At 67.3% G+C, this 13,429-nt stretch carries 8 protein-coding genes; 5 read left to right on the plus strand and 3 right to left on the minus strand.

The window, feature by feature from the left end; genetic code table 11:
* Positions 1 to 33: 33 nt before the first annotated feature.
* Positions 34 to 897, plus strand: a complete 864-nt coding sequence (locus B0F77_RS04755; protein ID WP_211293658.1) for a helix-turn-helix domain-containing protein — start codon at positions 34 to 36, stop codon at positions 895 to 897.
* Between the two features lie 190 nt (positions 898 to 1,087).
* Positions 1,088 to 2,359 carry an aldehyde dehydrogenase family protein gene (locus B0F77_RS04760; protein ID WP_086661539.1) on the plus strand — a complete coding sequence of 424 codons (1,272 nt, stop codon included), beginning with the start codon at positions 1,088 to 1,090 and terminating at the stop codon, positions 2,357 to 2,359.
* A 107-nt stretch (positions 2,360 to 2,466) separates the two neighbouring features.
* Here B0F77_RS04760 and B0F77_RS04765 read toward each other — a convergent pair whose 3' ends face one another.
* Positions 2,467 to 3,774, minus strand: a complete 1,308-nt coding sequence (locus B0F77_RS04765) for an FUSC family protein (RefSeq protein ID WP_211293659.1) — start codon at positions 3,772 to 3,774, stop codon at positions 2,467 to 2,469.
* Here B0F77_RS04765 and B0F77_RS48895 point away from each other — a divergent pair.
* A complete protein-coding gene (locus B0F77_RS48895; protein WP_211293660.1) occupies positions 3,773 to 4,465 on the plus strand; it encodes a tyrosine-type recombinase/integrase in 693 nt (230 codons plus the stop codon). The two genes, B0F77_RS04765 and B0F77_RS48895, sit on opposite strands and share 2 nt — an antisense overlap.
* Before the next feature lie 690 nt (positions 4,466 to 5,155).
* Here B0F77_RS48895 and B0F77_RS47695 read toward each other — a convergent pair.
* The gene (locus B0F77_RS47695; RefSeq protein WP_158102599.1) at positions 5,156 to 5,308 is read right to left on the minus strand and encodes a hypothetical protein; all 153 of its coding nucleotides are present in this window, start codon (positions 5,306 to 5,308) and stop codon (positions 5,156 to 5,158) included.
* Between the two features lie 240 nt (positions 5,309 to 5,548).
* Between B0F77_RS47695 and B0F77_RS04775 the strand changes: the two genes are divergently transcribed.
* Positions 5,549 to 7,657, plus strand: a complete 2,109-nt coding sequence (locus tag B0F77_RS04775; RefSeq protein WP_143466562.1) for a tetratricopeptide repeat protein — start codon at positions 5,549 to 5,551, stop codon at positions 7,655 to 7,657.
* Here the strand turns inward: B0F77_RS04775 and B0F77_RS04780 are convergent.
* Complete coding sequence (locus B0F77_RS04780) at positions 7,654 to 8,856, minus strand: hypothetical protein (RefSeq protein WP_086661541.1); 1,203 nt, start codon at positions 8,854 to 8,856, stop codon at positions 7,654 to 7,656. The two genes, B0F77_RS04775 and B0F77_RS04780, sit on opposite strands and share 4 nt — an antisense overlap.
* 199 nt (positions 8,857 to 9,055) lie before the next feature.
* Between B0F77_RS04780 and B0F77_RS04785 the strand changes: the two genes are divergently transcribed.
* Entirely contained in the window at positions 9,056 to 13,390 is a 4,335-nt protein-coding gene (locus tag B0F77_RS04785; RefSeq protein WP_143466563.1) for an AfsR/SARP family transcriptional regulator, read from the plus strand.
* The last annotated feature ends 39 nt before the right edge of the window (positions 13,391 to 13,429 follow it).

Genomic DNA, 13,429 nt, shown 5'->3' on the forward strand with positions numbered 1-13,429 from the left:
CTCGCCATGGTCAGAATCGGACACGGAGGTGTGATGCAGGACGAGCCGATCACCAGCCTCGGCTTCAACCCGCCGGACGCGGGAGTTCCCGGCTTCGAGATCACCGACCTGGCCGCGTTGCACGAACGGATGCGGCGACGGCAGCCGGGCGGGCTGCACCGCGTCGACTTCCACACCCTCACTCTGGTCACAGATGGGACCGGCACGCGCACCGTCGACTTCGTGACCTACCCCTGCCGGCCGGGCACGCTGCTGTGGGTCCGGCCGGGGCAGGTGCAGCGGTTCGGCGATCTCGGCACGTCCAACGGCATCCACCTGATGTTCACCCCGGCCTTCCCGCCTGATTTCAGCGGCGCCGAGCACCTGACCAGCGAGTGGTACGGCCCGGTCTGCTGGCAGCTGGGCGTCAGCCCGGCCTACGCCACGCTGTCGACGTTGCTCAGTCAGCTGCGCGCCGAGTTCACCCGCCCGCCGGACGCGGTCTCGCCAGAGATCCTTCGGCTCATCCTCGCCGCGCTGCTGTTGCACGTCGACCGCCTGCCCAAGAGCGACCAGCCGCATGCGGGCGGCGAGGTCTACGCCCGGTTCCGCACCGAGCTCGAACGCTCCTACGCCACGGTCCGGCGTGCCGAGGACTACGCCCAGCGGCTCGGCTACTCCGTCAAGACCCTCACCCGTGCGTGCACGGCCGCCACCGGACAGTCCGTGAAGCACGTCATCGACGGCCGCGTTGCCCTGGAGGCGCAGCGGCTGCTGGCGCACACCGACGACCCGGTGGCGGCCATCGCGCGCAGGCTCGGATTCAGTGAGCCCACCAACTTCGGCAAGTTCTTCACCCGGCAGACCGGCACAACGCCTGGTGGTTTCAGGTCCGCCCACCGCGCCGGGACCGGTTGACCAGGCGGGCAACTCGCTCTCCGCAGTGGTCACAAGGCTCATGGGCCGGTATGCGCACCGTTGTCTGAAATCCGATGTTCAGCGCCCCCGCAACACCACCTGCGCCTCGTAGTATTGTTGAACAATGCTACAATCCTGGCGCTAGGTGGAGTCAGTTTGCTGCGGTGTCCCGACCGCGAGAGGGAGACCCATGACCAGCGACGAGAGCTACCGAGGATCCGCTTCCGCAAGTGTCGTTCGTGCTTGTGCGACTCGGGCAAGGCAAGGCGGAACGAGCCTCGTACGTGCTACGGATATCGAGATCGACTCGGCGCTGCGAGGCATGGCGGAGCGCTTGGAGTCGGCGCAGCCGGCACTCATGTCCGCCAATGAGGAGGACCTCGCGGCGGCCGTCACCTCAGGCATGTCGCCCGCCCTTCAGGATCGCCTGCGGCTGACCGCGCCGCGGCTGGAGGCCATGGCTGCGGAGCTGCGCACGCTGGCGGACACCGCGCACGAGCCGCGGGACACGGTTGTCGAGGTGCGCCCAGACGGTCTCACCCTGTTGGAGCGCAGGCGACCGGTCGGTGTCATCGGCGCCAACTTCGAGGCGCGCCCGAACGTCACCCTCGACATCGCGTCCCAGTTGCTCAAGTCGCGCAACGCGGGCGTGCTCCGCACCGGATCGGCCGCGCTCGGCTCGTCTCAGGCCCTGGTGAACCAGGTGATCGCACCGGCGCTCGGCGAGGCGGGGCTGGACCCGGACGCCATCCAGCTGGTGCCCAGCGACGACCGCTCGGCCGCTTACGCATTGGTGGCACTACCCGAACTCATCCCGCTCGTCATCCTGCGTGGGAGCGGCGACAGCACCCGCGAACTCGGCCGCGAGGGCGCACGCCACGGCGTGCGGACCCTCGCCCATGCCGACGGCGGCGGGGTCCTGTACGTGCATTCGGCCGCGGACGAGAAAACCGTGCACGAGCTGATCAGCGAGGGACTCGACCGCCTGGGCGTGTGCAACCGGCTCAATCTGCTGCTCATCGACCGGTCTGGGTACGACGAACGGCTGCCAGGCATTCTTTCGCTGCTGGACAGCCTGGGCATCACCGCTTCACTTCCGCCGCACACCCACCCACGTGGATTCGAGTGGGCACTCGACTCCGAGCGAGCGGCGACCGTGACGATCGACGCCGCCGAGGGGCCGTTGGACGCGGCTCGGATCGCGAACGAGGAAACGTCCGGGCTGGCCGCCGCCATCGCGACCGACGACCCGGCGGCCGCGACCGAGTTCATCGATGCCTACGGCGGCTCGGGGGTTTTCTGGAATTCCACGACGCGACTGCTGGACGGCTTTAAGCTGCTGCGACTGCCGGAAACCGGTATCAACATCGACCGAGTTCCCGGTCCGCGCGGCCCGGTGAGCTTCCGCGACCTGCATCTGCGGCAGTACGTGGTCGTGCCCAGCACGGAGAGCCTCGGATAGCGCCCCGGCACCGGAAACGCCGGGCGCTCGACGCGTGACTGGATCCCTGAGGTGCGGTCACGTCTGCATGTTCCGCGCGGTGGTGGCCGTGTCCTGGTCGAGGGATATCAGCCCCTGGCTTCGTAAAGCCGCAGCCACCACTCGCCGGCCGCGGTGTCGGCACAGGCACGCAGTTCGACGAGCGCGGCGGCGAGGCGACGTCGGGAGGCATCCAGGGCTCTGGAAGCGGGTTGCGACTCGGCGAGGAGACCTGCAGTGGTCTCGCGGGCGTGCTCGACGGTGGTGAGCGCGTGCTCGAGGCGATCGCCCGCGCGCCGGTTGGTGACCGCCACAGCTGCGACGAAGCCGACGAGCGCGCCGACAAGCGTGTCCACGATCCGTTCGGTGATCAGTTGACCGGAGTCCTGTGTCTGCGCGAACTCGGCGATGAACAGAGCCATCGGGGTGACGCAGACCGTGTGGAGCCAGTAGTTGGGGCCGATCAGCGCCGCACCGGCGAAGCAGAATGCGAGGAAGCACAGCACGAGGGCCGTCGGATGCAAGTGGGCGATCGGAACGATCGCGGCGAAGGCGAGGACGCCGATGATGTTGCCGATGACCCGCTCGACCCCTCGTCGCCAGGTGAGCGAGAGGTCGGCCTGGTACAGCGAGGCGGCGGTGACCAGGGCCCAGTACGGGTAGCTGACTCCGAGGGCGAGGGACGCGTATCCGGCAAGGGCGCAGCCGAAGGCTGTGCGCACCGCGATCGGGACGAGCGGGCTGAGCCTGCTCCACCACGGCGGGTGCGGTGCGGTCATCTCGGCGTCCACGCCGAGGAGTTCGTCGTCCGCTGGCAGCAGAGGACCGAGGTGCGGGACCGGACCAGACCCGCGCAAGTCGCGCGCCCATGCCAGCAGACGCTGCGGGTCCGCGTCCGCAGGCGCGGTGAATGCGCCCTCGGCACGGACGACGAGCTGTTCGAGGCAGCGGCGGGTGAGGTCGGTGCGGTCCCTGGAGACCAGCAGGCATTGCCAGGCGGTCTGGACGGCTGCTGCTGCGACCGTACGAGCCTTGACCTGACCCTCTGGTTCGCCGCACGTGGCGGCGTACGCGGCGACCGCTTCGAGGGCATTGGCGGTGGCGCGGCGCTCGGGGCCGTGAGGGCGCAACAGACCGGGCGCCATGCAGACCAGCCAGGCCCAGACACCCGCCACCAGTGCCAGACCGATGTGGCCGGGGACCTGGCCGGGAGTCTGCGGCAGGAACAGGGCGGTTGAGCTGATGAAGGTGAGCGCCACATTCGCGGGTGGACCGATGCGGGTGGCGTCGCAGACGGCCTTCTGCACGGCGGCCATGACGGCGCCGACAGCGACCAGGACGGCCGCGTTGGTGGTGAGTGCGGCCGTCAACAGGGCGACGGCGAGGCCGCCGACCATGCCGGGCACCACACAGGCCAGCGCCCAGGACCGAGCGGCGTACGGGCGGGTTGTGGCAGTACAGCGAGCACAGGGCGCCAATCCCGATGACGGGCTGCTGACGATCACCGGCGCCTATACCGGTCTGCGGTGGGGTGAGCTGGCTGGGCTGCAGTGGATCAGGATCTACTTGGATTCGGACCCGCGCATCGCGGTGGATCCGGAGTTCGGTGCGCTGCATGAGGTTCGTGGGCAGCAGCTTGTTCTCGGTCCGCCGAAGACCCCGGCCAGCGTGCGCGACGTTCACCTGCCGCCGTTCCTCGTGAACGAGTTGCGTGCACACCATGAGCGCAACCCCGACTCGAGGTTCGTGTTCCCCGGTGCGCGGGGTGCATTGCGGCGACGGTCCAACTTCCGGCAGCGCGTCTGGTTGCCGGCTCTTGCTGGCAACGAAGCTCTCGGCTGGGCTCCGCTCAAGGAAGGGATGCACTTCCACGATCTGCGCCACACGCATGAGACGTGGCTCATCGAGGATGGCGTGCCGCACGTGCTGCGCCTCGAACGGCTGGGACACAAGCGCAAGGAGGTCCACGACCGGTATTCGCATGTGACGGACGCCATGATCGGCAGGATGTTGGAGCAGCTGCAGCGCCGTTGGGAAGAGGATGGCGGGTGGGCCTGGATCATGGAAGGACTGGACGAAGCGGTGTGAACGTTTAGGTATCGCAAATGTGTTCTGGAGCCCGTGCTCCCAATTTGCTCCCAATGCAACGCAAACGGCCCGCCGATGAAATCATCGGCAGGCCGTCTGACTAGGTAAAACACACTGTGGGCGATACTGGGATCGAACCAGTGACCTCTTCGGTGTGAACGGATCCTGTCGAGTTTCAGGTGGTTCGGTCTGTCTCGCTATTTCTGTTCTGACCTGCGTGAGTGATCTGATTGCGTCTCGTGGGGTCTTCTGGTATCTCGCTCGTAGCTGGCTGTTTCAGCTACTGAATTTACTACCGGTTTAGGGCGGGGCATCGGTCGCGGCGGAGGTGCTTATTGGTCTAGTCGTGCTGTCATCGCAGTTCAGGGTGTCTTACAAGTGCTCTTTGGGGCGCGCTCTGTGATCTTGGTCTGCGGTGTCGAGCGCTGTCCCTAGTGATCGGTTTGCGACCTGCCCATCTAGCGAGCGATAAGGATATCGTCAAGCCGGACAACGAAGACTAGCGTCGGCAGGGCCAGCGAGATGCGTTTGCCGAGCTGCTCGACCATCCGACGGAATCCATCTGCCTGTCAAGCAGGGCTCTCTCCTATGCGGCCGTACATCCTGGTTGAGGAAATGGCGCACCCGTATCGGGCGAGCCCTGCATGCGGTTGGCGATCAGGAGCTCACGAGTGCCGTTAGAGCGGAAATTCAGGAGAAACTGGTCGCGGCCGAGCGAGTGAGTTGGGCGACTTCAAAACCCTGGCCGAACCGACTCCGAAGGGGGCCACGGACCCGGTCAGCCTGCTGCTCCTCGTTCTTCTCGTAGGTCCACTGGTCCAGCACGCCGTCAAAGCGCGGCATGTGTTCAACGCTGCGGTCACGCAGGTGAAGCCGCCGCGGTCCGCGCTGAGAATGCCTGGGTTCGTCAAGCCTGTCCGAGCACCGTCCTCCAGCCGGCGGGCGGTGACGAAGCCACGAACTGAGGTCCCACGCTGAGTGACGGGCGGTGCGACGATCAGGTGAGAAGTGGTGATCATCTGGTCGCCGGCGATCCTTCGGTGCGCATACTCCGAAGCTCCGGCTTCGCTCGGGGAGGTGCCGATGGGCGACCAGCATGTCCAAGGCGGGAACCGCGTGATCGGATCTGTGCACGGCACGGTTTTCCAAGCGAAGCTGATTAAGGGCGACGTGCACGTCCACCCCAGCACACGGCAGTACTCCCTGCAACAGTTGCCTCCGATTCCGGCCGGGTTCACCGGGCGGGAAGAGGAGCTGTCGGCGTTGGACGACGTGGCCGCAGATGTCAGCGGGCTGATCGTGGTCATTATCGTCGGCCCCGGAGGTATCGGGAAGACGGCTCTCGCGCTGAAGTGGCTCGGTGAACGGGCCGATCAGTTCCCCGACGGCCAGATGTACGCGGACCTGAGCGCGTTCGGGCCGCAGGGACCGGCTGAACCCGGCAGGGTGCTGGGGAGGTTGCTCAGGGGATTGGGCGTGCCCGCGACCGAGGTTCCTGCGGAGCTGGAGGAGCGAAGCGCCCTGTTCAGGTCGATCACTGCGGAACGGTCGATCGCGCTGCTGTTGGACGACGTGGCGTCGACGGCTCAAATACAACAGCTGATGCCAGGGGCGGGGGACAGCGTTGTAGTGATCACCAGCAGATCCCACCTGGGCGGCATGGTGTTGAGCGGGGCTCGAGTTCTGCCGCTGTCGTTGTTGCGCGAGGACGACGCGACAGCACTTGTCGTGCGCACTTTGGGCAGCGAGCGGGCAGCGACTGAGGAACCTCGTGTGGTGCGGAGGCTGGCCGAACTGTGCGGCGGCATGCCCCTGGCACTTCGGGTCGCGACCGCGCGGTTGGTGACGAGACCTCGCTGGCGGGTCGGCCGCATGGTGCGGGAGCTCACCGACGACCGGCGCAGGCTCGGCGCGCTCGTGCTGGAGAACGGCGAGGTGTCAGTCGAGGCGGTCTTCGAAGTGTCGTACCGCGAGCTGAACCCGGCCGCGGCCCGCATGTACCGGCGGATGGCGCTGCACCCCGGCGCGGTCTTCGGCAGCGAGGTGGCAGCGGCGGCGGTGGGCGCGTCCGTCGAGGCGGCTGAGGACATGCTGGACGTGTTGGTCGAGACCAGCATGCTCGCGGAGGTGGGTGAGGACTGCTACCGGATGCATGACTTGCAGCGTCTGCACGCCCGCGATCGCGCTGAGCGTGATGATGACCTATGGGTCCGTGAGAAGGCGTTACGGGCGATGGCGGAGTGGTACCTGGACCGGGCTGTCACCGCCGACCTGGTCGCGACCTCGTTGCGATTCCACCTCGGTGAGCACTACCTGACTCCGCGAGCCCAGCGGTTCACCTCGTCGGCGGAGGCCCTTGACTGGCTGGAGACGCAGCTCCCGAACCTGATGGCGGTCCTGCGGGCCGCTGCCGAGTCCGGTTGGGACGACCTCGCCTGGAAGCTCAGTGATGCCATGTGGGGACTGTTCTTGTACCGAGGTTTTCACCCCGAGTGGCTCGAGTCGTGCGCGGTCGGCGCGGTCGCCGCAGGCAGGCTCGGCGATCCGGTCGCGGAGTCGCGGTTGCTCGTGCACCTCGCGGCCGCTCACCTGAGGCTGGGTGATCCGGCCGCTGCTCTGCGCGCCGCGCAGCCGGCGTGGGAGAGGGCGCGTGACGGGCAGGACTGGCGGGCGCAGGCGACTGCGCTGGAGAGCTTGGGCAGGATCGCGCACTCCGACGGACGGCTGGAGGACGCTGTCGGGTTCTACTCCCGTGCTCTGGTCCTCAACGAGCAGCACCACCACCCGCGTGGCATCGGCTTGGTGTTGTGCGCACTCGGCTACGCCTTGTCCGGCCTGGGCGACGACTCCGGGGCGGCTGACTGCTTCGAACGCGCGATCCGCACGGCCACGTCGATCGCCGACCACACCTGCCGGGCGCAGGCGCTGGTCGGGCTGGGGGAGACCCGTGCGCGGCAGCACCAGTACGACCGCGCGATAGCAGAGATGACCGAGGGCCTCGCGACACTCGACCCTGCAGCTCCGGCGTTGCGCGTCGATGTGGTCGAGAAGCTCGGCGACGTGACCCTGCTCGCCGGCGACCGGACCGCCGCGCGAAGGTACTGGGAGCAGGCCTTGGAGCTCCTCACCGCGTTGCGGCATCCACGGGCACATCGACTACGTGAACGGCTGGGGTCACTCAAGAGCGCCTAGTCCAACAAGACGGGCATCGGCAGTTCCTGGACCCGTGCGGGGATTTCGGGCGAGTCCACTTCCAGCAGCGAGTAGCAGGTGTTCAGCACGGTGTCGAGGGCCTGTCCGTGGTTAGACACGGCCAGGTCGCCGAAGTCCAGCGCGGGACCGGCCTTCATCGCCTCCCGCACCTTGGTCAGGAGGGAGTCACCGGGGCGAAGCAGCGTCGCGCGTTGCGCGAGCGCGTCCGCCGTGCTGTTCTCGCGCACGTTGTCCAGCGACTTCGCGTTCATCAGCACCGGGATCCCCAGTGCGGCCGCGTACTGGGTCACCGACCCGTGGTCGCCGATCACGAGGTCGGCAGCGATGAGTGCCGCCCGCCACCCTTCGTCGTACGGGAGCACGCCGATGCCGATCTCGCGTGCCTTGCGCACCAGCGAGCGGACGGTGCCGGCGTGCTGGAGCCACACGAACGGATGTACGACTGCCACGATGCGGTGCCTGCTGGAAGGCAAGGCGGCTCGCAGCCGCTCGAAGAACGTGAAGTCCGTGCCCCACAGAGAGTGCGGGGACCACGTCGTGCTGACCACCACGAGTTTCTGACCGAGCCGGACCCGCAACGCGCGGCGGTACTTCCGCCGCAAGTGGCGGCTCACGAGCATCCGGTCGAACGACAAGCACCCCGCCACGACAGCGCGAGGCACGGCAGGCGGACAGGACTCCGCGAGCACATCGAGTTCGTTCTCGTGCGACAACATGAGCGCGGAGGGCACGACCTCGTCGCCCTTCATCAGCTTGGCGCGAGTGAGGTCGTGATGCACCTCCCCGTCGAAGGGGCCCTTCCGCGAGCGCGCGGCGTTGATCCCGTGAGGCAACTTGATCTTGTGACCGATGGTGTCGGCCAGGCCGCCGTAGCAGGCTGTGACGATGAGATCGTAGGGAGTCTGCTCCGCTTGCCACCACGGCACGCTGGTCGTGCCCAGCTTGCGCATGAACCCGTCGAAGTCCCAGAGCCGGTACTCCTCGTCGGGTGTCGTCCAGACGACGTCGATCTGGCCGTGGTCCTCCAGGTGCGGGAGCAGGTCGTAGGCAAGTCGTGTGGCTGACTGGGGGTGCTGCGCGATGAACAAGACGGTCCTGCGGCCGACCCACGTCGACCACGGAACGGCAGCCGAAAGACCGGGTGCGAGCACCCAGCCTCCCCGCCGCTCCGCGACCATCCCGACTCCCAGCTACATGTGTTTGCGCTGGTAGCGAGTGCACTGGGAGGTACTGGCGGAATAAGTGGCGGATCGACTGCTGATCCACTGGCAATTTCGCTGTCACCTGGATGGCGGTATGTCCTTCGGAGTCCCGCAGGGCGGGTCTCTGGTTCGATGACTCATTCGTCGATGGCGACGACAGGGGTGGTGCACGTCCGTGGAGTTCCGCATCTTCGGCAAGGTCGAGGCGATCAACGACGCCGGCGAGCCCGTCCACATCACGCCCAGCTGCAGAGCGTTGCTCGCGGTCCTGTTGACCGACCTCGACCGGCCGACGAACAAGACTCGGCTCCTGGAGATCTGGTCCAAGGAATTGGAAAGTGACCCCGTCGACCGGGTGATCGGCAACCTGCGCAAGATCATCGAGGCGAACTTCGACGAGCGCGTTCGGCTGCCTCCGCTCGAAGGGCAGCAGACACGACTGCACATCGCTGATCCCGACGCGGTCGACTACCACCGCTTCCGAAGACAGGTGAGCGAGGCTCGCGCCGACCCAGACGACCGGGCTGCGGCCGATCTGCTCCAGGCGGCGATCGAGGAGACCAGCGGCGCACCGCTCGCGGGGCTTACGAAGACGTTCACCGGCCCGCTCGTGATAGGCATCCGGCAGGCCTTGGACACGGAGTACCGCCAAGCCTGCCACCTGCACTTGCGACGGCTGTCAGCCCTCGGTTGGCGCGACGGCTCGTCGGACCTCGCGGCCCGGTACGTGCGCCGCTGGCCCGGTGATGAGCAGTTGGTGAAGCTGAGCATCGAGGCACTCGCGGCCGACGGAAGACGGTCGGACGCCAAGGCAGTGTTCGCCGAGTTCGCATCGGCGCATGGGGCGAGTCCCGGCTTCCAGAAGTGGATGCAGGAGAACTTCGTCCGACCGACCGCACAACAGCCGGTCGCCGAGAACCCCGTGGTTGCTCCGCCGGCTACCGAAGACCTCGATACCGCTCCACCGATTTCGCCACAGCGTGAGATGCCCTCCGAGCTGCGGCTGTTGCGCCGCTACTCACAGCTGATGGCCGATGACATGGACGTCGTCGGCATCGCGCCGGTCGGCGACGGGACCGTGCGGCGGCTCAGCGAGGGCCTGCACGTCGAACGGCTCCGGTACACCGCGGACATCCTCGACCTGCTCACGGGGCCTGGTCAGGAACGGATCCTGATCGCCGGTGAGGCGGGTATCGGCAAGACCACCATGTTGTGGGACCTCTACCACCAGTTGGGCAAGCTGCACGGCGTCGAACCCTTGCTGGTGAACTCCGCGTGGCTGACAACGTCGAGCTCGCTCGAACCTGCCTCGGACCGGGTGGTGACCGCGGAGCAGGTCGTGCGTGCCGCCGACGCCGTCCGTCTGTCCGGCGACACCGCCGTGATCCTGCTCGACACCGCCGACCTGTTGCTGCACGGCGTCGCGGACCGGATCGCGACGGAATCCCTGTGCACGATGCTTGACGACGCGGCGGCCCGGATCGTGATCGCCTGCCGGCCTCGTGAGGCCGCGCTGTTGTCGCGGGATCGGCGCAAGACCTTCGACCTGGAGCGGTACGACAACGCGGAGCTGCGCGTCGCGGTGACCAACTACGCGCGGATGTACTGCCCGGACGCGGCGCCGCGCGATCCGGCGGCACGGGCCGAACGGATCATGAACGCCGTCGCCCGTTCGCTGCCCGTGCACGAGATCTGCCGGAGTCCTCTGCACCTGCGGATGCTGTTCGAGATGTACGACGACGAGTTCCCGATGAGCGAGCTCGACATCTCCGGCCTGTATGACAGGTACCGCAAGCACAAGGTCCAGACCGACCAGCGAACAGAGGTCGGTTTCGCGACGGGAGAAGACCTCTCGATCGCCGTGGAGCAGTGCGCGGTGGCGTTCCTCGTGCACGGGAAACCTGAACTCGAAGAGACTGAGCTCCTGCAAGCCGCGGCGGCCATCGGTGCCGGATGGCCGGTGCAGGCTTCCATCGGGCTCGCCACGGCGGTGGAACACCTGCTTCGGCGGAGCGTGCTGTCACGTGAGGGCAAGGTGCTCAAATTCAACCACCAGACGCTCTTCGAGTACTTCGCGGCCTGGGGCCTGATCACCAGGGACGGGCAGCACGCAGCGGATCGGTTGGTCGAGCACATGAGGAGCAACCCGGCCGACCTGTTCGCGGGCGCTGTGCTCGAGCAGGTGCTCGTCCTCCTCGCCAGACAGCCGCAGTACGAGGCCGCCGTGCGCGGCGCCGTCGACACGCTGATCACCGCCGGCGGCTCCAGCCTGCCAAGCATCGGGCTGGTGGTCGTCGCTCACCACCCGAACTTGAAGGAGCTGCCGACCGACGTGCTCAAGGTCGTTGGGCCTGCGGCCGTGCGCAGGTACGTGTACATCGTGCCCACGGTGGTGCAGAAGCGGCTTCCTGAACTGTTCGGCCAACTCCGTTCCGTGTGGGACATGAAGAACGACGAGTGCAGGCAGGCGGTGCTGGAGGCGGTGGAGCGGCTGGCGGCACAGGCGCCGGACGAAGTCGTCACCTTCCTGCGAAACGCCCGCTGCGCGAACTACGTGATCAAAGATCGGCCTGACATCTTCCCAACGCATCATGTGCTGCCGAGAACTTATGCCGCGGTCGCGACCGCGGCCCCCAAGTACGCCGGCGGGCAGCTGGCGCGGTTCTACCGCGTGGCCAGTGAACGGTCGCATGGACGTGATCTTTGTGTGCTGATCCTTCGCCTTGTGGCGGAGAGCTGGGAACACATCCGTGACGGGCGCCTGCTGCGCAAGTTCCTCGACCTCGTCCCGCAGGGGCAGGAAGGAAAGGACCGGGATGCCGGCGCCATCCGCGAGGCGCTTGGACAGTTGCTGGCGGCGCATTGGTGGTTCGATGAGGACTTCTCGCTGCATCGCGACTGGCGCGGCGGCGCGGAACATCCCTGGCTCACGCATGTGCGAGAGGTGCGCGGACGAGTCGAGGTGAACGACGAGGACGCGATCGCCGCTGCGGAGCTGGTCGGAATAGCGTTCGTGCTCGCTCGCCTCGAACCCGAGCACCGGGTGATCGAACCCACGATCGACCTTCTCGTCGGGATGGCACCGCCCCGAGCTCCGCACCAGCTCAGCAGAGGACCGTTCCCGCTGCTGCTCCGCATTGGTGGGCCTGCGGCCGATGCCTTGGCGCGACGCGTTGCCGCCATGCTGGAGTCCTTGCCCGCGCCCGCGAACCGGCCACAACCGGGACCGGAGATGTGGGCAGCGGTGGCGCGGGCGTCGCTCGTCAACGCCGAGCTCACTCCTGCCGGGATCACGGAGGTGCTCACCGGCGTCGAGGCGGCCGGTGACGTGGATCTGTGGCGCCGGCCAGACGGACTCGTGGCGTTCCTCATCCCTGCGGCGATTGCCGGTCACAGCACGGCTCAAGCCGCCCTGGACGCTGTGAAGTCCAGGCCTGCCGACTTGCCCCGCCAGCCGCGAGAGCTGGTGTCCAGCGCGATCAGAGCCCACCTCCGTACGGCTCCGCAGCTGTTCTCGCTGCTCGTCGACCTGGTAAAGGACGAGGGAGCCAAGCACATCACGGAGGCGATCAAGTTGCTGGGGCCGCGGGCCTACCCGGTGCTCATGGCGCACGGCGACGGCCTCATGCCGATCTTCGACCGGTTGCTCGCGGGCAACGGCGGGCAGCAAAGGACTGCGGTGAATCTGTGGCAGGCTCTCGAAAACGCGGGCTACCGGGTGGAACGCAGCTGGGACGAGATGCTCGGGTCCCTGCGTCACGTCACCGACCCACGCGCGAAGGCCAACTTGTTCACGCTGCTCGGAAAATGGGTCAGCCGGGACGCCGCACCGTTCGGCCCGGCGCGCACGCTGCTCTCCTCGTACGTCGCGGTTCAGGGTGATCCACCACAGCTCACGGCGACACATCGGAGCCAGGACGGCGGAGTGGTTCAGGCGGCGCGCAGCGCGCTGATCCAGGTGCTCGCGACGCGGGCTGACCCGACACGCGGTGACCTCGATGAGGTGCGCCGGCTGGCTTCCGCAGCACCGACGGACAGTGGCGTGTTCGCGCTCGCGGGCACAGCGGCCACCACCCTGGCTGACTCCGGCCGAACCCGTGTCGCGGCGGAGTTGGTGCTGAACCTCATGGAGGATGCGCGCGGGATCGGTCTCAGCGACAACGTGCTCGAGACGCTTGCGAACCGGTTGCGCAGACCGGTCGTGCTCGTGTTCCGCAAGGCGCGGTCGTCCGAGAAGCGCTGGTTGCTCGCACAGGTCGCGGCCACGCAGCAGACCCTCGGCCGGATCATCGTGAATGCTGCGGCGCAGGAGGCTTATCAGGAGCTCAAGGACGACCTCCGTGCGCTCAGCACGCATTCCTTGCCGTCCCGCCTGGTTAAGCAGATCGAGGACGACCTGCGGGCGAAGGCGCGCACGGACGGCTCGAACCCGTTGCCCATCCTCGGTCATCCTTGGTCCAGCCGAACCGATGACATAGTGACCGCGAGCGGGAGTCCTGGCCGGTCGTGAGTGTGTTTCCTCGTAGAGCTGGTGGGGTGTGATCGGAGC

The sequence above is a fragment of the Lentzea kentuckyensis genome (assembly GCF_002150765.1).
Taxonomy (GTDB): domain Bacteria; phylum Actinomycetota; class Actinomycetes; order Mycobacteriales; family Pseudonocardiaceae; genus Lentzea; species Lentzea kentuckyensis.

Bases quoted from the DNA above. Each gene is read 5' to 3' on its own strand.
- B0F77_RS04755 (WP_211293658.1), top strand. From the start codon at position 34: ATGCAGGACGAGCCGATCACCAGCCTCGGCTTCAACCCGCCGGACGCG.
- B0F77_RS04760 (WP_086661539.1), top strand. From the start codon at position 1,088: ATGACCAGCGACGAGAGCTACCGAGGATCCGCTTCCGCAAGTGTCGTT.
- B0F77_RS48895 (WP_211293660.1), top strand. From the start codon at position 3,773: ATGCCGGGCACCACACAGGCCAGCGCCCAGGACCGAGCGGCGTACGGG.
- B0F77_RS04765 (WP_211293659.1), bottom strand. From the start codon at position 3,774: ATGGTCGGCGGCCTCGCCGTCGCCCTGTTGACGGCCGCACTCACCACC.
- B0F77_RS47695 (WP_158102599.1), bottom strand. From the start codon at position 5,308: ATGCCGCGCTTTGACGGCGTGCTGGACCAGTGGACCTACGAGAAGAAC.
- B0F77_RS04775 (WP_143466562.1), top strand. From the start codon at position 5,549: ATGGGCGACCAGCATGTCCAAGGCGGGAACCGCGTGATCGGATCTGTG.
- B0F77_RS04780 (WP_086661541.1), bottom strand. From the start codon at position 8,856: ATGGTCGCGGAGCGGCGGGGAGGCTGGGTGCTCGCACCCGGTCTTTCG.